The sequence below is a fragment of the Thermodesulfovibrio sp. 3907-1M genome, assembly GCF_040450955.1.
Classification (GTDB): domain Bacteria; phylum Nitrospirota; class Thermodesulfovibrionia; order Thermodesulfovibrionales; family Thermodesulfovibrionaceae; genus Thermodesulfovibrio; species Thermodesulfovibrio autotrophicus.
On the sequence record NZ_CP144373.1, the window covers coordinates 403,057 to 421,113 of the forward strand.

General features: G+C 36.5%; 22 protein-coding genes. 14 read left to right on the plus strand and 8 right to left on the minus strand.

The features are described from left to right. Window positions 1-6 precede the first annotated feature (6 nt). Window positions 7-549, plus strand: a complete 543-nt coding sequence (locus V4D30_RS02200) for an HD domain-containing protein (RefSeq protein ID WP_353684621.1) — start codon at window positions 7-9, stop codon at window positions 547-549. Here the strand turns inward: V4D30_RS02200 and V4D30_RS02205 are convergent. The 7 genes from V4D30_RS02205 to V4D30_RS02235 form a co-directional block, all read right to left on the minus strand. Continuing rightward, a complete protein-coding gene (locus tag V4D30_RS02205; protein ID WP_353684622.1) occupies window positions 546-953 on the minus strand; it encodes an Rrf2 family transcriptional regulator in 408 nt (135 codons plus the stop codon). The genes V4D30_RS02200 and V4D30_RS02205 overlap by 4 nt on opposite strands. Before the next feature lie 4 nt (window positions 954-957). Continuing rightward, entirely contained in the window at window positions 958-1,980 is a 1,023-nt protein-coding gene (gene cydB, locus V4D30_RS02210; protein WP_353684623.1) for a cytochrome d ubiquinol oxidase subunit II, read from the minus strand. Between the two features lie 2 nt (window positions 1,981-1,982). Continuing rightward, entirely contained in the window at window positions 1,983-3,287 is a 1,305-nt protein-coding gene (locus tag V4D30_RS02215) for a cytochrome ubiquinol oxidase subunit I (protein ID WP_353684624.1), read from the minus strand. A 75-nt stretch (window positions 3,288-3,362) separates the two neighbouring features. Next, window positions 3,363-3,497, minus strand: coding sequence for a hypothetical protein (locus V4D30_RS02220; RefSeq protein ID WP_353684625.1), 135 nt, complete (start codon window positions 3,495-3,497; stop codon window positions 3,363-3,365). Beyond that, the gene (locus V4D30_RS02225) at window positions 3,494-3,853 is read right to left on the minus strand and encodes a hypothetical protein (protein WP_353684626.1); all 360 of its coding nucleotides are present in this window, start codon (window positions 3,851-3,853) and stop codon (window positions 3,494-3,496) included. The genes V4D30_RS02220 and V4D30_RS02225 overlap by 4 nt, the downstream gene beginning before the upstream one ends. Next, entirely contained in the window at window positions 3,850-4,494 is a 645-nt protein-coding gene (locus V4D30_RS02230; RefSeq protein ID WP_353684627.1) for a cytochrome b N-terminal domain-containing protein, read from the minus strand. Before V4D30_RS02230 ends, V4D30_RS02225 begins: the two co-directional genes overlap by 4 nt. Beyond that, the gene (locus tag V4D30_RS02235; RefSeq protein ID WP_353684628.1) at window positions 4,491-4,964 is read right to left on the minus strand and encodes a ubiquinol-cytochrome c reductase iron-sulfur subunit; all 474 of its coding nucleotides are present in this window, start codon (window positions 4,962-4,964) and stop codon (window positions 4,491-4,493) included. Before V4D30_RS02235 ends, V4D30_RS02230 begins: the two co-directional genes overlap by 4 nt. 93 nt (window positions 4,965-5,057) lie before the next feature. On the opposite strand from V4D30_RS02235, the gene V4D30_RS02240 reads away from it, so the two are divergent. From V4D30_RS02240 to V4D30_RS02300, 13 genes are all read left to right on the plus strand, one after another. Next, window positions 5,058-7,250 (plus strand): molybdopterin-dependent oxidoreductase, encoded by a 2,193-nt coding sequence (locus V4D30_RS02240; protein WP_353684629.1) that lies wholly within the window; start codon window positions 5,058-5,060, stop codon window positions 7,248-7,250. A gap of 2 nt (window positions 7,251-7,252) precedes the next feature. Next, the gene (locus V4D30_RS02245; RefSeq protein ID WP_353684630.1) at window positions 7,253-7,810 is read left to right on the plus strand and encodes a 4Fe-4S dicluster domain-containing protein; all 558 of its coding nucleotides are present in this window, start codon (window positions 7,253-7,255) and stop codon (window positions 7,808-7,810) included. Further along, window positions 7,807-8,796, plus strand: a complete 990-nt coding sequence (nrfD, locus tag V4D30_RS02250) for an NrfD/PsrC family molybdoenzyme membrane anchor subunit (protein WP_353684631.1) — start codon at window positions 7,807-7,809, stop codon at window positions 8,794-8,796. The genes V4D30_RS02245 and nrfD overlap by 4 nt, the downstream gene beginning before the upstream one ends. Window positions 8,797-8,835: 39 nt before the next feature. Further along, window positions 8,836-9,132 (plus strand): selenite/tellurite reduction operon protein ExtJ, encoded by a 297-nt coding sequence (extJ, locus tag V4D30_RS02255; RefSeq protein WP_353684632.1) that lies wholly within the window; start codon window positions 8,836-8,838, stop codon window positions 9,130-9,132. 80 nt (window positions 9,133-9,212) lie between these two features. Further along, window positions 9,213-9,437, plus strand: coding sequence for a ferredoxin family protein (locus V4D30_RS02260; protein ID WP_353684633.1), 225 nt, complete (start codon window positions 9,213-9,215; stop codon window positions 9,435-9,437). Between the two features lie 49 nt (window positions 9,438-9,486). Then, window positions 9,487-11,310, plus strand: a complete 1,824-nt coding sequence (locus V4D30_RS02265; RefSeq protein ID WP_353684634.1) for a 4Fe-4S binding protein — start codon at window positions 9,487-9,489, stop codon at window positions 11,308-11,310. Continuing rightward, a complete protein-coding gene (locus V4D30_RS02270) occupies window positions 11,291-11,515 on the plus strand; it encodes a sulfurtransferase TusA family protein (protein ID WP_353684635.1) in 225 nt (74 codons plus the stop codon). The genes V4D30_RS02265 and V4D30_RS02270 overlap by 20 nt, the downstream gene beginning before the upstream one ends. Next, window positions 11,497-12,741, plus strand: coding sequence for an ABC transporter substrate-binding protein (locus V4D30_RS02275; protein WP_353684636.1), 1,245 nt, complete (start codon window positions 11,497-11,499; stop codon window positions 12,739-12,741). The genes V4D30_RS02270 and V4D30_RS02275 overlap by 19 nt, the downstream gene beginning before the upstream one ends. A gap of 2 nt (window positions 12,742-12,743) precedes the next feature. Further along, window positions 12,744-14,603, plus strand: a complete 1,860-nt coding sequence (locus V4D30_RS02280) for an ATP-binding protein (RefSeq protein ID WP_353684637.1) — start codon at window positions 12,744-12,746, stop codon at window positions 14,601-14,603. Next, window positions 14,584-14,958 (plus strand): response regulator, encoded by a 375-nt coding sequence (locus V4D30_RS02285; protein WP_353684638.1) that lies wholly within the window; start codon window positions 14,584-14,586, stop codon window positions 14,956-14,958. Before V4D30_RS02280 ends, V4D30_RS02285 begins: the two co-directional genes overlap by 20 nt. After that, window positions 14,959-15,519: a hydrolase gene (locus tag V4D30_RS02290; protein ID WP_353684639.1), complete on the plus strand. Its 561-nt coding sequence runs from the start codon at window positions 14,959-14,961 to the stop codon at window positions 15,517-15,519. Next, complete coding sequence (locus V4D30_RS02295) at window positions 15,516-16,163, plus strand: histidinol phosphate phosphatase domain-containing protein (RefSeq protein WP_353684640.1); 648 nt, start codon at window positions 15,516-15,518, stop codon at window positions 16,161-16,163. The genes V4D30_RS02290 and V4D30_RS02295 overlap by 4 nt, the downstream gene beginning before the upstream one ends. Continuing rightward, window positions 16,163-16,765: a tetratricopeptide repeat protein gene (locus V4D30_RS02300; protein WP_353684641.1), complete on the plus strand. Its 603-nt coding sequence runs from the start codon at window positions 16,163-16,165 to the stop codon at window positions 16,763-16,765. The genes V4D30_RS02295 and V4D30_RS02300 overlap by 1 nt, the downstream gene beginning before the upstream one ends. Here V4D30_RS02300 and V4D30_RS02305 read toward each other — a convergent pair. Beyond that, the gene (locus tag V4D30_RS02305) at window positions 16,762-17,982 is read right to left on the minus strand and encodes a transglycosylase SLT domain-containing protein (RefSeq protein WP_353684642.1); all 1,221 of its coding nucleotides are present in this window, start codon (window positions 17,980-17,982) and stop codon (window positions 16,762-16,764) included. The two genes, V4D30_RS02300 and V4D30_RS02305, sit on opposite strands and share 4 nt — an antisense overlap. Between the last annotated feature and the right edge of the window lie 75 nt (window positions 17,983-18,057).

An 18,057-nucleotide genomic window follows, 5' to 3' on the forward strand; every position in this document is an offset into this window, starting at 1 on the left:
GAATTTATGAACCCCCTTGAAATCATAAAAAAACATTACAATCCTCAGAGCATAGCATATAAAATCCTTATAAATCACTCTCAAGCAGTTGCAGAGAAAGCTTTAAAAATCGCAGAAAAGTTTGATGTGGACAGGCAGTTTATTTATGAAGCAGCAATGCTGCATGATATTGGCATTTTTCTAACGAACACTCCAAAACTTGACTGTCATGGCAAATTTCCCTATATTGCCCATGGATATCTCGGACGGGAAATTCTTGAAAAAGAGGGATTTCCCCAGCATGCTCTTGTCTGTGAAAGACATACAGGAGTTGGAATAACAAAGGAAGAGATAATAAAAAACAAACTTCCTTTGCCTCAGCGAGATATGTTACCCATTAGTATGGAGGAAAAAATAATTGCCTATGCAGACAAGTTTTTCTCAAAAGAGTCTGACGGCTCTGTAAGAGTAAGAACTGTTGAGGAAATAATAAAGGACCTTTCAAGACACGGTGAGGAAAAGGTAAAAATCTTTAGAGAATGGCTTAATCTGTTTAAGGGAGCTGACTAAGCAGCTCCCTGAGTTAGTAGCACTGAAAAATTAATCTCTTTCAATATCTGAATTAATCTGTCTCTTACCCTGAACCATACTGGATGAACAGGACAACGTGAAGAAAGTCCACAGATTTTTTTATTAACAACGCATCTGTTAAGTGCTACTGTCTTCTCCATTGCCACAATTACATCATAGAGAGTTATATTATTAGGCTTTTTTTGTAATTCTACTCCACCACTTACTCCTCTTTTCAGGGAAAGAATCCCCGCATTCTCAAGCTTTTTCAGTATTTTCATGAGAAAACTCTTTGGGATCTCCATCTCCCTTGAAATCTCCTCAGCTTTTGCTGTGAGTCCAACTTTTCCTGAGAGATAAAGTACAGTTCTTATTGCATAGTCTGTTTCCCTTGTAATCTGCAATCCCTTAATAGCCTTCCTCCTTAAGCTCTTTTTCTGTGATTTTGTACATGAATGTTTTATATGTCCACGCCTGATAAAAAAGAACAATGGGAACGAAGATTATTACCACAATTGTCATCACCTTCAGAGTATAGGGGCTTGAAGACGAGTTAAATATTGTGAGACTGTATTTCGGATCAATGGCTGAGGGAATAAGATTTGGATAAAGTCCGATGACTCCACTGAATACAACAGTTATGATAAACAAAACGGATGATATAAAAGCTTTACCTCTTTTATTTTTCATTAGATAAAATCCTGTTGCAAGCAGACACGCCACAGCAATTGCAGGAACGACAAACCAATATGGAAGTTTAAGATAGTTATCGTAAAGATTTGTAAAGACTGCTGTTAAAATCAAAAAGAGCACTGCACATATAGCCTGCAGATACCAGAATTTTTTAGCTTTTAAAGCAGCTTTTTCTGCCAACGTATCTGGAACTCTGAGTGCTGTCCACAATCCTCCATGTACTATAAAGGTAAATAAAAACAATAAACCAACAATCAAGCCATACGGATTAAGAAGACTGAATACTGTTGCATAGTATCCAGAGTCATCAAAGGGAAGTCCCATAAATATGTTTCCAAAGGCAACACCAAAAAGCAGAGCAGGAATAAAACTTCCAGCAAATACCCAGAAATCCCAGAACTTTTTCATCTGCTCTGAAGTTGCTTTGCCTCTCAATTCAACAGCTACTCCCCTGAATATTAGTGCAAAAAGAATTATCAAAAGCGGAGTATAAAGATAGCTGAACATATAGGCATAGGTTGTAGGAAAGGCAGCAAAAGTAGCGCCACCTGCGGTAATAAGCCAAACTTCATTCCCATTCCAAACAGGACCAATTGCATGAAGCATTGCTTTTTTATCCATCTCATTTTTTGCAATGAAGGGATAGAGAACTCCAGCACCAAGATCAAATCCGTCAAGGGCAAAATAAACTGCCCATAACAGTCCCCATAAAATAAACCATATAGTTTGAAACTCCATAACTACACCTCCTTTGGTTCAGGACCTTTTCTTGCATATTTTGCAAGAAGGTAAATATCAATTATTCCAAGAGCACCATAAAAGAGTGTAAATCCTACTAAAGAAGCCACTACCTGAGCAGGTTCAACTGCCTTTGATACAGCATCAGCTGTTTTAAGCAATCCATAAACAATCCAGGGCTGTCGTCCCACCTCTGCCACAATCCATCCAAGCTGTGCTGCAATATAAGGAAGAGGGATTGACCAAAGAAGTAATCTTAGAAGCGTGGTAGCATTTTCAATGGTTTTAAATTTAAGCAATGCCCATAGAGCAAGTATTATAAAGAGAAAACCCAGTCCTACCATGAGTCTGAAGCTGAGAAAAGTAATGGTTACGGGAGGTCTTTCAGAAGGTGGAAACTCTTTTAATCCCTTTATTTCTTTCTGTCCTGCAAGGATGCTTAACAGGGAAGGAATTCCGATAGCTTCAACAGCGTTTCTCTCATTCTTAGGATCTGGCACAAGAATTAGATACATTGGGGCATCATTAGTGGTTTCCCATAGAGATTCCATTGCGGCAAGCTTTGTTGGCTGAGTGCGAGATACTTCTTTTGCATGGAAGTCACCCACTGCAGCAACAAGAATTGAGCTTACAAGTGCAAAGGTTGCTCCAATTTTTAAAGCTTTTTTGAAAAATTCAGTCTCGTTTTTTCTTAAAAGATGATATGCAGAGATCCCTAAAACGAAAAATCCTGCAACAATCCAGCCAGAAAGAACTGTATGAGCAAACTTAAGTAACCCATAAGGATTTGTTACAACTGCCCAGAAATCAACCATCTCTGCCCTTCCATTCCTCAAGACATAACCAACAGGATGCTGCATCCATCCATTGGCAATTAAAATCCAAAGAGCAGAAAGATTTGTTGCCAGTGCCACAAGCCATATGGAGAGAGCGTGCAGTTTTGGAGAGATTCTATTCCAGCCGAAAATCCACACACCAATGAATGTTGACTCAAGGAAGAATGCCAGAGTTGCTTCAATTGCCAGAGGAGAACCAAATATATCTCCCACATACCGCGAATACTCAGCCCAGTTCATTCCAAACTGAAATTCCAGCGTAATTCCTGTAACAACTCCCAGTGCAAAATTAATTAAGAAAAGCTTTCCCCAGAACTTTGCCATCCTTAAATAATCCCTATCACCTGTTGCCACATACCTGCTTTCCATGTAAGCTACAAGAATTGAAAGTCCGAGTGTAAGGGGAACAAAGATAAAATGGAAGGCTGCAGTTATGGCAAACTGTAGCCTACTTAATAATACTGTATCCATACCTCCCTCCTTAAATTTATTGTTGACTAATTTTATCCACTTTTAAAAATTTTGTCAAGAGATATTTTTTTCATATCATTCCTCCACACAAATCTGTTTTTTGGTAAGAGCAATCACTGTTTTAATCAGGACAAAACTTATAACTATGGTGGTTATGATTGCAAAGAAATAGCTTAAAAATTCATACTTTATACCCATATGGGCTATCATGATAAGGCTTCAATTATGGTGGTTATGATAAATAGAAGTAGAAAAATTAGTCCAATGATTGCTGTTAACATCCATCCAATTTTTTTCTCAATCCACGGAATAAAAAGGAGAAAGGCTATTAATGTAAAGGGCAACAAAACTCCACCTATAAAAACTTGATCAGTTGAGAAAAATCTCAACAGATAAAAGAGCCAGAGATAATACCACTCAGGACGGGGTTGATAGGCTGCTGTGAAGTCAATTTCTTTTCCAATAACAGGAGGAAATAGAAAAGCCAGTATGAGAATTATTTCAAAAGTAGTGATTGCAAAAAACAAAACTTCAATAAGATAATCTGGGTAAAACTTCTTTTTCATAGGGGTTTTGATATGCCAAGCTTTTTAATCATATGAAAATGTGCCCATAAAAGAATAACTATAATCAAGGGAAACCACAGCACATGGAAACTGTAAAATCTTGAGAGAGTAATTCCAGTTACCTCATATCCGCCTCTTACGATCAGTAAAAGAGTTTCGCCCAATATCGGTATGCTTCCGATAATATTTGTTCCAACAACAGTTGCCCAGTAAGCTTTTTGATCCCATGGAAGAAGATATCCAGTAAAGCCCTCAAACATCACAATTACGAATATAGTAACTCCAACAATCCAGTTTAATTCCCGTGGAGGTCTGTAACTTCTGGTAATAAAAACTCTTATTGAGTGAATTATAAGGCTTACAATCAGTAGATTGGCAGACCATTTGTGAATTCCTCGCATTAGTTTTCCAAGATATACTTCTTCATGAATTTTCTGAATGCTTAAATAAGCTTCTTTTTCAGAAGGAGTATAATAAAATGACAGAAAAAGCCCGGAGAGCAGACATATTAAAAATGCGGTAAAAGCAATTCCACCAAAACAATAGAAGTAATTTATGCCCTCTGGAATGTCTCTTTCAAAAATTCCTCTATGAGCGGATTTTAATCTGAATCTGTCAAGAAACCAATCAATGAGTTTCATAGTTTTATCCCTATCAAAATTCTGCCATTTTCCATCTTAACGGGGAGTCTGTGAAGAGCCTCTTTAGGCGGACCATCAATTACTTTCCCATCTGTATCATATCTGCCACCATGGCATGGACATATGAATTCATTTACGGTTCTGTCAAAGTTTACAAAACAGCCAAGGTGGGTGCATACAGGTGAAAGAGCAATTATTGAATTTTTTTGATTTACAAGAAATATTTTCATGGATTTTTTTTCTTCAATGGCTATATCAACTTTTTTTACACCTTCCTTGGGAATTTTATCCTCTGAGACTTCAAAAAATTTATACGGTTTGTTTTTAGGTTTTTTAGGTACTAAAAAGATTAAACCAGTAATTACAAATAAAAATCCTGCAGTTAAAAATAGAAAATTAATTATCTTTTTTAAAAAAAGTCTTCTTTTCTGGTTATGCAAATTATTATCATTTAAACTAATTTTTTTCATACCCCCATATCCTATTGTAAAAATTTATTGACAAAAAAATTTTTTTTGGATACCATTTTATATATAGTATAACAAAAGCAAGGGGGTGAGGGTATGACCATTACCCGAAGAGATTTTCTCAAAATTGCAGCTGCAACAGGTGGAGTAGCTGTAGCTGGAACTTCAGTTGTAACCTCTGTTTTAGGTCTTGGTAAAAAGCCTGTCTCATTACCTCAATATGTTCCCACTACATGCGAGATGTGTTTCTGGCGGTGTGGCGTAATTGCTAAGGTTGTGGATGGTAAAGTAGTAAAACTTGATGGAAACCCTCTTCATCCAAACTCTCGGGGGAAATTATGTGCAAGAGGTCATGGTGGAATAGGGCTCCTTTATGATCCAGACAGATTAAAAACACCTCTTATCAACACAGGCAAAAGAGGAGAGGCAAAGTTTAAAAAGGTTTCATGGGATGAAGCACTTGGATTTGTGGCAGATAAAATGCAGAAAATTAAAGAACAGTATGGAGCAGAATCAATAGCCTTACTTACACATGGAACAGTATCAACTTACTTTATGCATCTTCTTCAGGCTTTTGGCTCTCCTAATTTTGCAATGCCTTCCTTTGCACTTTGCAGAGGTGCTCGTGGTGTAGCCTTTGAAGTTACCTTTGGAGAAGATGTTGGCAATCCTGAAAGACTTGATCTAAAGAACAGCAAAGTAGTTGTCTTGATAGGTAGCCATCTTGGTGAGAACGCTCATAACTCCCAGTGTCAGGAATTTGCAGAAGCAGTTGGTAGAGGTGCTACTGTTATAGTTGTTGATCCGAGATTTTCAACAGCAGCTGGTAAGGCAAAATACTGGTTACCAATAAAGCCTGGTACTGATCTGGCTCTTTTACTTTCATGGATAAACTTAATAATTCAGGAAGAACTTTATGATAAAGAGTATGTAGCAAAATACACTGTAGGTTTTAATGAAGTTGCCAGTTCAGTAAAACAGTATACGCCAGAATGGGCTGAAAAGGAAACGGAGATTCCAACCAGTTTAATTGTTGAAACAGCAAGAATAATTGGGAAAAATAAACCTCATGTTTTGATACATCCTGGAAGACACACTGCTTGGTATTCAGACAACGTTCAGCGTCAGCGTGCTGTTGCCATATTAACAGCACTTCTTGGAGCTTATGGAAGACCTGGTGGAATTTATCTCACTCCAAAGAAAAAGCTTGAGCCGGTGTTTCTCTCAGAGAATAATTATCCAGAGCCGCAAAAGCCTGCAATAAACAAGGGCAATTATCCTTTTGCAGGTGAAGAAGGAGTAACCCACGAAATTGTTAGAGCTACCTTGACAGAACAACCATATCCAATCAAAGCATGGTTTATAACAGGAACTAACATAATGAAAGCAATGCCAGATCAAAGACAGACACTGCAAGCTGTTCAAAAACTTGATCTTCTTGTGGCTGTTGACATGATGCCCTATGATGGAGTGATGCTTGCTGATGTAGTGTTACCTGAATGCACCTATCTTGAGCGACATGATGATTTATTCACTGTTAAGGAAAGAGCCTTTGGAGTTTCAATTCGCCAGCCTGTCATTCAGCCCATGTATGATACCAAGCCAGGATGGTGGATAGCTAAAGAACTCGGTAAAAAGCTCGATCTTGAGAATTACTTTCCGTGGAATACCTTTGAGGATTTTTTAAAAATCAAGGCTCAAGCCTGGGGAATTGATTATTCTGAACTTGCTAAAAAGGGATATATTGATTTTCCAGAGAGTGCTAAACCCTACATCTTACCGGGTGAGGACTTTAAATTTAAAACACCCTCAGGCAAGATAGAGCTTTACAGTAAAGAGCTTAAGGAAAATGGTTTTGACCCTGTCCCGAGATACACAAAGCATGAACAGCCACCAGAAGGATGGTTCAGACTTATCTATGGAAGGGCACCAGTTCATACTTTTTCAAGGACAACCAATAATCCTTCTTTATGGGAACTCATGGAAGAAAATGTTGCATGGATTAATGCAAAGGTGGCAAAAAGGCTTGGAGTTAAACAGGGTGACTACATTGTTCTTGTAAATCAGGACGGAGTAAAGAGTAATAAAGTAAGAGCAAAAGTAACAGAACGAATAAGACCAGACTGTATCTATCTTGTCCATGGATTTGGTTCAACATCTAAACTTTTAAGGAAAGCATACCTCAGAGGAGCTGATGATCAGCAGTTAATTACAAGGTATGCCATAGACCAGATTTCAGGAAGTGTTGGGATGAGGGTTAATTTTGTGAAGATTACAAAGGAGGTTTAGACATGCCAAAATATGTAATGGTTATAGATGTGGAAAGATGTATTGGATGTATGGCATGTGTGATTGCCTGTAAAAAGGAAAACGGTGTTGCAGATGGATATTTTAGAACACGGGTGGTTGAAGAAGTGAGAGGCGAATTCCCGAATTTAAGAATGGAACTGAGGTCAGAGCTTTGCAATCACTGCGAAAATGCACCATGCATAGATGCCTGCCCTACAAGAGCATCCCACAGAGCAAAGGATGGAACAGTTCAGATTGACAAAAAAAAATGCATTGGCTGCAAGGCATGCATTTTAGCCTGTCCCTATGATGCAAGATACTCAACTCCTGAAGGAGTGGCTGATAAATGTACGTTTTGTGAGCACAGACTTAAAGAAGGCAGAAAACCAGCCTGTGTTGAAACCTGCCTTGGAAAATCAAGAATCTTTGGAGACCTTGATGATCCAAATAGTGAGGTATCACAGCTTTTAAAAAAACATGAAGCTACTGTCAGGCTTGAATTTGCTGGCACATCACCAAGGGTGTTTTACATTAATAAAAAATTTGCAGGAGGTTTATGATGATAGAGTTGAGCATTACAGGAACAAACGCAATAACATTTCCCCATCTGGAGGTCTGGGACTGGAGAATTGTTTTTTATCTTTTTCTTGGAGGTCTTTCTGCTGGAATACTTGTAATGTGTTCAATTGCAAACCTCAGAATTCCAAAGCAACCTGTGGAAGAGCTTGCGCAATGCGTTAGAGCTCCTTTAATTGCATTTATTGTGCTTGCAGTTGGTGCTTTATTCATAATTCTTGACCTTGGTTCACCCTTGCATCTTGTATGGGGCTATTTAACCTTTCAGCCTCTCTCTTTAATGTCCTGGGGTACATGGGGAGTACCAGCTGTGCTTTTTGCCAATGCTCTTTATATACTGGCTGTGATTCCTAAAGAGCAAAGACATAGACTTAAACTTCCATTACTTATTAAGCTTTCTGAAAAACTTGCTCTTAGAATGAGACCCATAGCAAAATTAAATTTTGCTTTAGGAATATTTCTTGGAATATACACCGGTGTGCTTTTAAGCTCCTTTGCAGCAATTCCTTTATGGAATAATGCAACACTGCCGATTCTGTTTCTCGTATCAGCTCTCTCTTCTGGTGCAGCAATGGTTGTTATAATAGCTAAAAAGGCTGAGATAAAATTTTTATTTACGAAGATTGATATATGGTTAATAGTTGCAGAACTTGTTGTGATAGCTTTGTTTTTCTATGGACTTTATACTTCCACTGCACCTTATAAAAAAGCTATTGCGCCATTTTTCTCTCTTACAAGTGAACACTTTATCTTTACACTTGCCTTGATCGCCATATTTTTACTGCTTCCTTTAGCATTAAGAATTAAACTTGGTGAGTTAAAGGAGTTTGAAGATGGTTTGCATGCAGAGTTTACAAAAGCTCAGATTTTCAGGATGAACTTTGCAGCTATTCTCGTGATCGCTGGGACATTGATTTTAAGGGCAGCAATAGTATATGCTGGACAGTTAACAAAACTGTCAGCTTATTGATATAATTTAACAAATTCTGAAAAGAAAGGAGGTGACAGAATGAAAAAAGCAATAGCATTACTGATTGTTTTAACATTTGTATTTGCAGTAGCTTTTGTATCGTTTGCTGCAGATACTAAGAAAACTGAGGTGGTACAGGGGACGATTACAAAAATTGAAGGGAAAAAACTTACAATCAAGCAGGCTGATGGCAAAGAAGTTACAGTAGAAGTTAAAAATGTAAAAGGTATTAAAGTGGGAGACAAAGTTACAGTAAAAGATGGTGTGGTAACAAAAGAAAAAGGTAAAGAAGCCACACCAACACCGAAGAAGAAAAAAGCTGTTGAAGGTTGTTAATTAAAACTATGGAGGAAGGAGATTTGTATCCTTCCTCCATAGTTTGACTTTAAAACATTAAAACATTTAAAATTAAGTCTATGCAAACAAAGGCGAGAGGTTTAATTGTTATTGACACAGAAAGATGTAAAGGATGCAAATACTGTGTATTAACATGCCCTAAGGGATGTATTGAACTTTCCTCGGAGTTTAATTCCTCTGGTTTTTTCCCTGCAAGATTTTCCAATCCTGACAGCTGCACAGGATGTGCGATGTGTGCAGTTGTATGCCCTGAAATTGCCATAGAGGTATTCGTAGAAGATTGAGTCTTTTGTGGTAAAATAGTCTTAAATTTATCTCAGTAAGAGGGCAGTGTTGAAAATCGGGGTTATTTTTTGTGCCTGTGCTGGGCAGATAACTGAAAAGATTGATTTTGAAAAACTTAAAGCTTTAATAACTGACAAAGTTGCATGGTTTGAAAAATTTGAATTAGCCTGCTCTGAGGAGACACAAAAAGAAATTATAGATTTACTCATCTCAAGAAAACCTGACGGATTAATTATTCTTGCCTGCTCGCCCAAAAATAAAGAGTCTGTATTTCAGAGTATTGCTCAAAAAGCAGGGATTAATCCATATATGATCAATATTGTTAATATCAGAGAACAGGTTGTATGGGTTACTAAAGATAAACAGGAAGCACTGAAAAAAATATATGCACTTTTCAAGGGAGCATTGGAAAGACTGAAAAAACAAAAACCTCTTTTTGAAAAAGAATTTCCAGTTTCAGATAATATAATGGTTGTTGGAGGAGGTATAGCAGGACTCAAGGCAGCACTCGCTCTTTCAAGGGCTGGTCGGAAAGTTTATCTTATTGAAAGGGAAAACTCACTTGGTGGTAAAATTACCAGATATGAAAAACTCTTTCCAGACCTTTCCTGCGGACCCTGCGTGGTACATCCAATGATTGAGGAGGTTTTAAGTTCTGATATAGAACTGAGATTAAATTCGGAATTAAAAGAATTAAAAGGATTTTTCGGAAGCCTTTTTGCAAAGGTTTTATCAAAGCCAGTTTATGTTAATCCTGGAAAATGTATTGGTTGCTCTCAATGTGAAGAAGTCTGTCCAGTAAATGCTATCAGAGTAGAATCGATGAAACTTCCAGCAGTGGCAAGAATAAATCCTGAGCTGTGTCTTGCTCTTAAAGGAAAGGAGTGTAATTTATGCATAAAGGAGTGTCCTGTGCCAGATGCAATAAATTTCAATGAATCAGAGAATGAAGAAACTATAAAAGTCAATGCCATACTCTGGGCAACAGGATTTGAGCTTATTGATTGTAAAGCCTTTGCTGAGCTTGGATATGGAAAATTTAAAGATGTCTATAATGCGCTGGAATTTGAAGAAATTTTAAACTCTGAGGGACCTGCCAAAGGAGAAATAATAACCAGTTCAGGAAGTGTTCCCCATAGGATTGCAATTATTCATTGTGTTGGAAGCCTTGATGAAGATTACTATCCCTACTGCAGTAAAATATGCTGTCAGTATGCTTTTAAGTTTAACAGAGTAATCAGACAGATTCAGCCAGATGTTGAAATAATTCACTTTGTTAAGGAAATAGTGCTTCCAGGTAAAAAGGCATACAAACTTTATTCACAGGCAATTAAAGACCCTCTGACAAAAGTTTTAAGATATGAAAACTTAAAGGAGTTAAAGATTGAAAGAGAAGATTCATTGATTATTTCTTTTAAAAACGATAAAATTCCCTGTGACATTGTTGTTCTATGTCCTGCAATTGTGTCAGATAAAAAAATAGAGGAAGTCTCAGGAGTATTTTTTACAGGCTCTGTCAAAGAGCCTATGACAATACAGGAAACAATAACTGATGTAATGGCTCAGGTTGGAGAACTTCTCAGCTCATTTAAGGAGAAAATAATAAGGCAACCATTTATAGCAAAAATAGACTATAATAAATGCAGCCGTTGTGGCATATGTTTATCTCAATGTCCCTATAGAGCAATTGAGAGTGTAATGGGAAAACCAGAGATTATTGAAGTTCTTTGCGAAGGATGCGGGATATGCGTGGCTTCATGTCCTTCAAAGGCAATTGATATTGATGGCTACACTGATGAGGAAATTTTATCTGAGATAGAGGGAATAGTTGATGCAATTGAGGAGGTAAGTTATGGCAGTGATTTTACTTGATGCTCGTGGCTTAAAATGTCCACAACCAACAATTCAGATGACAATCAAAGCATTAAAAATGAAAAAGGGAGATATTCTTGAAGTTATTGCAGACTGTCCAACCTTTGAAAACGATGTTAAAAACTGGTGCAGAAGAAACAATAAAACTCTTCTTTGGATAAAGGATGAAGGCAATGGAGTGAAAAGATGTCAGGTTCAGTTTTAAAGATTTTTTTAATCATCACTCTTTTTTTATTAATTCCCTCCTTCATATATGCCACACAATACAATGATACCATAGTTCTTGGTATGTCAGCAGCCTTTAAGGGTCCAACAAGAGGACTTGGAATAGAGCTTTACAGAGGAGCAATGGCATACTTTGATTACATTAACCGAAATGGTGGCATTTACGGAAAAAAAATCGTTATTAAAGCTTACGATGACGGTTATAATCCGATTCCCACAATAAAAAACACCATAAAGCTCGTTGAAGAAGACAGAGTTTTTACCCTGTTTAACTATGTTGGAACTCCTACTGTAACAAGAATACTGCCAATACTGAAAAGTTACAGCAATAGGAATATTTATTTATTTTTCCCTTTTACAGGAGCTCTACCTCACAGAAAGCCTCCTTATGATGAATATGTATTTAATTTAAGAGCATCCTATGAACAGGAAACAGGTGGGCTTGTGGAGAATTTCATAAAAATTGGAAGAAAAAAAATAGGAATCTTTTATCAGGCTGATGCCTATGGAAGAAGTGGATGGGATGGCGTAAGAAAAACACTTGCAAAATACGGTTCTAAAATAGTAGCAGAGGCAACATATAAAAGAGGTGCTAAATATTCAGAGAGTTTTAAAAAACAGGTTGAGATTCTAAAAAACGCTGGAGCAGATGCTGTTATATCCGTTGGTGCTTATGCAGCCTGTGCAGGATTTATAAGAGATGCAAGAGACATGGGATGGGATGTTCCTATTGCAAATGTATCTTTTGTAGGTAGTGAATTTATGATAAATCTTCTTCTTGAAGAAGAGAAAAAAACTGGTAAAAAATATACCCACAATCTGATAAACTCTCAGGTTGTACCAAGCTATGAAGACATGAGTTTACCGGCAGTAAGGCAGTATAGAGCTTTTATGGATAAGTATAATCCCATGCCACCTCCAGAGTTGATGGAGGCAGACTATAAACCCCTTAAATACAGTTTTGTAAGCTTTGAAGGCTTTCTTAATGCAAAAGTTATTGTTGAAGTTCTTAAAAGACTTGGCAAAGAACCAAAAAGAGAAAATATTAAAAAAGTGGTGGAACATATTAAAAATCTTGATATAGGCATTGATGAAAAAATTAGTTTCTCTCCGCTGAAACATCAGGCATTGGATAGAGTTTATTATACAACTTACAAAAATGGCAAATTTGTTCCAATAAAAGACTGGAGCGAGTGGAAAAAATGAGGATGTCAAAGCTTTTTCAGAAAACACTGCTTGGAATAATATTTCTCTTTGCTATTATATTCGTAACAATAAGTGTTTTTTCTGGATGGCATCTCTATAATAATCTGGCTGAAGAATACAAATCAAAAGGAACTGCTATTGCAAGTAGCATTGCCTCATCTTCTGCAGAAACAATTCTCAATCTTGATTCTGCCACTGTTCAGGCAATGATAGATCAGTTTCTTGAAATTGAAGGAGTTTCCTATGTTTTTGTTGTTGACTCCACAGGTGAGATAATCTCACATACATTTATTCCCACAATTCCTGAAGAGATTAAGGAAATTGCCCAGATACATAAAAGTGGCATAAAAGATGTAAGTATTCAGGGAGCAGGAGATTTTTTGGACATAGTTTCTCCAATTACAGAAGGAGCTGTAGGTTACGTTCACGTGGGAATGAATAAAAACAACATCAATCAAAAAATGTGGGCTGTGCTTGGTAAACAGCTTACACTTCTTTGTCTAATCTTTATTTTTAGTGTGCTTCTTGCATACTTTATGGTTAATAGAATATCCCAGCCCCTTAATCAGTTGACTGAATATGCTAAAAAGCTTCTTGCCCATGACTTTGATGCTAAAGTGGAGATTAAATCAAAGGATGAAATAGGACTTCTTGCCAATACAATGCAATCAATGGCAAATAACATAAATGAAGTATTTGACAGATACGAGTTTGCTCTTAAAGATGCTGTTGTAGAGCTTCAGGATACTCTTGCCTATCTGACCACCATAATTGATAACATGGCTGATGGACTCATTGTTGTTGATAAAGACGGAGTAATAAATCACATTAATCCAGCTGCTTCAGAAATGTTTGGTAAGGCAGAGTTTGAAATGATAGGGAAAAATATTGATATTCTTGGAAAGGAACTAAATAAACTGGTAGAAAAATCTCTTAATACTGAAGAAGTTGTTTCTACTGAGATAAATCTTGTTAATAAAAGGATTGGAAAGGCTGTTGCAAAAAGCATTAAAAAAGAGTATTTTTCTGAAGAATCAGAGGCAAAAGGAATTCTTGGTTCTGTTATCTTAATAAGAGACATTACTCAGGAAAAAGAAGTTGACAGACTTAAAACTGAGTTTATCACTGTGGTAAGTCATGAATTAAGAACGCCGCTTACTTCAATACTTGGATTTGTTGAGATGATAAATAAGAAGTTCGTTGAAAATATTCTTCCCCATCTTGACCTTAACGATTCAAAGTTATCCAAAGCAGTAAGCAAGATTAATAAAAATTTTAACATCATTTTTTCTGAAGGAGAGAGGATTACATCTTTGATAAATGATGTTCTTGACATTTCAAAACTTGAGTCAGGTAAGACAGTATGGAATTTCGCAGAGATTTCACTAAATGAAGTCATAACAGATGCATACAAGGCTCTTTCATCGCTTTTTGAACAGAAAGGGCTTCCCTGCTACATAGAGATTCAACCAGATTTGCCAGTTATTAACGCTGATAGAGAAAGACTCATTCAGGTGGTAATTAATCTGCTATCAAATGCTTTAAAGTTTACTGAAAGAGGATATGTAAAATGCAAAGCACAGCTTAATGGAGATGAAATACTCGTATCTGTGGAAGACACTGGTATAGGAATTCCTGAAGAAGAAAAAGACAGGATTTTTGAGAAATTTAAACAGGTTGGAGACCTTATAAGGGGTAAACCAAGGGGCACAGGATTGGGGCTTCCAATTTCAAAGCAGATTGTTGAAGCTCATGGAGGAAAAATCTGGGTTGAAAGCATATTGGGCAGAGGAAGCACATTTTATTTCACGATTCCTTTAAAAAGAAAATGGGAGGGAGTTAATGAAAATATTAATAGTTGATGATGAGCCTCTCATAAGAGAGCTAATTTTACAGATAATTGAAGAGATAGAGGATATGCAGATTCAGGCAGTTGAAGCATGCGATGGCGTTGAAGGTCTTGAGTTAATTAGAAAGGAAAAACCTGACATAGTTTTACTGGACATAATGATGCCCAAAATGAGTGGATTTGAGATTTGTAGAATTCTACAGAAAGAGCCACCTTCGTGGAAGATGAAAGTTGTTATGCTTACAGCAAAGGGACAGGAAATAGACAAACAGACTGCCAGGGAACTGGGAGTAAAATGGTATGTTACAAAACCATTTAAAATAGATGATATAATAAAACTTTTAAGAGAACTTGCAGAGGAGGAATAAATGAGCTTTGAAAAGTTTTTTATAAGCCCTGAAAATGCTCTGTTTGTAATAATTGATATGCAGGAAAAACTTGCTAAGGCAATGAAAGAGGATATTCTTGAGAAAACAGTAAAAAATATCATTACATTTGTTGAACTTTGCAAAATTTATCAAATTCCCATTATCTTTACCGAACAGTATCCAAAAGGATTGGGAAAAACTCTTGAGGAGATAAAGAGCTTGATCAATGATGAAGCCATTGAAAAAATAAGTTTTAGCTCAGCGGGAGAGGAAAAATTCATCAGCAAAATTCGAGAGCTTAACAGGCAAAAAATCATTCTTACAGGAATGGAAACCCATGTATGTGTATGGCAGACAGCACTTGACCTGCTTCAAAGGGGCTACCATGTTTTTGTTCCTTCTGATGCTGTATGCAGCCGTAAAAAACAGGACTGGAAAATAGGGATTGAACTCATGAAAAATGCTGGTGCAGTTATAACATGCACGGAAACACTGGTATTTCAACTGCTTAAAAAAGCAGGAACAGCTGAGTTTAAAAAAATGCTGGAGTTTATAAAGTGATAGACTTTCACATTCACAGTGTTTTCAGCGATGGAGAATTGATTCCTGCAGAGATTATCAGAAGAGCCGAGGCAATTGGTTATAAAGCCCTTGCAATAACTGACCATGCAGATCAGTCAAACATTGAGTTAATTATTCCAAGAATTGTAAAAGCAATGAAGGATATTCAGCCTTTTACCAGTGTTGTTTTACTTCCAGGAATAGAGCTAACCCATGTTCCTCCATATACAATTCCAGAAATGGCAAAAGAAGCACGAAGGCTTGGTGCAAAAATAGTTATTGTTCATGGTGAAACCCTTGTTGAGCCAGTTAAAGAAGGAACAAATAGAATGGCTCTGCAGTCAGACATTGACATTCTTGCTCATCCAGGATTGATAACTGAGGAAGAAGCATCATGGGCAGCAGAGCGAAAAATATATCTTGAGATTACATCAAGAAGGGGTCACAGCCTCAGCAATGGTCATGTTGCCAGCATGGCTTTAAAACATGGGGCAAAACTTGTTATTAACACTGATTCCCATTCACCTGGAGATTTTATCTCAAAGGATTTTGCCATAAAAGTATTAAGAGGTGCCGGGCTATCTCAGGTAGAGATCAATAAAGTATTTCAGAATATGGAAGAAATTGTAAGGAGGAAGGCTTAATGAAACATAAGGCAGAAGATGTTGTAACCATTAAAGAAAAATTAATTGCTCAAAAAAAGAAGCTGGTGATAGGAATTTTTATATTTCTAAGCATAGTTTTTCTCATAACAGGCTTTTATATTTACAATCTTAAACAGGAAAGCGATGCAAAAGAAATTGAATATGAAGCCTATAAGGCAATGTTGCAGAAGAAATTTTCTCAGGCAGGTGATCTATTTGCAAAAGCTTATGAAAAAAAGAAAAAAATTATTTATCTTATAAATGCTGGATATTCATACTCTTTAGCTGAAGATAACAAGAAAGCTATTGAATACTTAAATAAGGTGGCAAGTATGGATGATGAAACTTTTTCAAATCTTGCAAAATTTAAAATTGCCATGATTTATCTTAAGAACAATGATAAAGAGCGGACAATCAAATCGTTAAAGGAAATCATAAATGGAAAATCTATTGTTATGAAAGATGCTGCTTTATTTGAGCTGGCAAAAGTCACTGATAACAGAGAGGAGTCCAGAAAATATTATGAAGAGCTTATTAATAAGTTTCCTTATTCTACAATGGTTGAACCAGCAAAAGTTGAGTTAGAAAAGTTAAATCATTAAGCCTTTTTATTTTTTTTCACTCTTTTAGTTTTGCTGTGTTGAGAGGTTTTTTTGTTTTTTGAAATGATTTTCTTTTTTGCAATTTTCTTTTCATAGAATTTATCTTCCTTTAAAGGAGTAAATTTTTCATGGGGAGGAATCATAATTTTTGTGCCGGGTTGTAAATTTTTGAATAACTCCGCTCCGTTCATCTCATAAAGCACTGTGATGGAATAACCTGTTTTTTTAGCAATTTTATAAACTGTATCACCTTTTTTTGTGATATATGTATCATGGCTGAATCTTTTTTCAGCTGGTATTTTTTCAAAGTTTAAAAGAAAAGTGTCTTTTCTGCCTTCAGGGATCCTGATAATGTATTCTTTAACGTTCATTGGAGTAGACCACCTTTTTAGCTCAGGATTTAATTCTTTAATAGCGTTAACATCAACCCCTGCGCATCTGGCAATTACATCAAGATCAGTAGGAGATGGGATAACAACTTCTTCATAACTTAAACTTTCATGTTCCTTTATATTTCCAAAACCAAAATTTTCAGGTTGTTTTGCAATTGTTATTGCAGCAATGTATTTTGGAACATAATTTTTTGTTTCCTTTGGAAGATACTTAGTATTTAAAAGCATCCAGTAATCATTTTCACCAACCCTGTTCATGGCTTTATAGATTCTTCCTTCACCAGCATTGTAAGCTGCCAGGGCAAGCGACCAGTCTCCAAACATTTGATAAAGATCTTTCAGATAGTTTGCAGCAGCAATGGTTGATTTAATAGGGTCTTTTCTTTCATCTCTCCACCAGTCAACTACTAAACCATATCTTTTAGCAGTGCTTTCAATAAACTGCCATGGGCCAACAGCCTTTGCCCTTGAACGAGCATTAACATTAAATCCGCTTTCTATTAAAGGTAAATAAACAAGGTCTTCCGGCAATCCCTTTTCTATCAGTATCTCCTTCATTTTTTCCATATACTTTGTTGAACGGCTCAGCCAAAGGGCAAATTTCTCTCTTAATTTTTCTGAGAATAAATTGATATGCTTCTCTATTTTTCCGATAAAGCTTTCATTTGTATCAGGCAGAAGTTTAAAATCCTCATTCCCTGAGAATATCACTTCTTTTTTCTCATCCTGCTTGAGAGAGGGAGTAGTATCTTTGTTGTCTTCAGAATAGCATGGAGTTGAGAGAGTAAAGATGAGAAAAATGATTAAGCTTACCAGTTTTTTCATAACTATTTTTTATACCCTAAAACATGTTAATTTTTCAACCCCTTTTCTTTCTGAAATTTGGCAGTTTTATTTAGT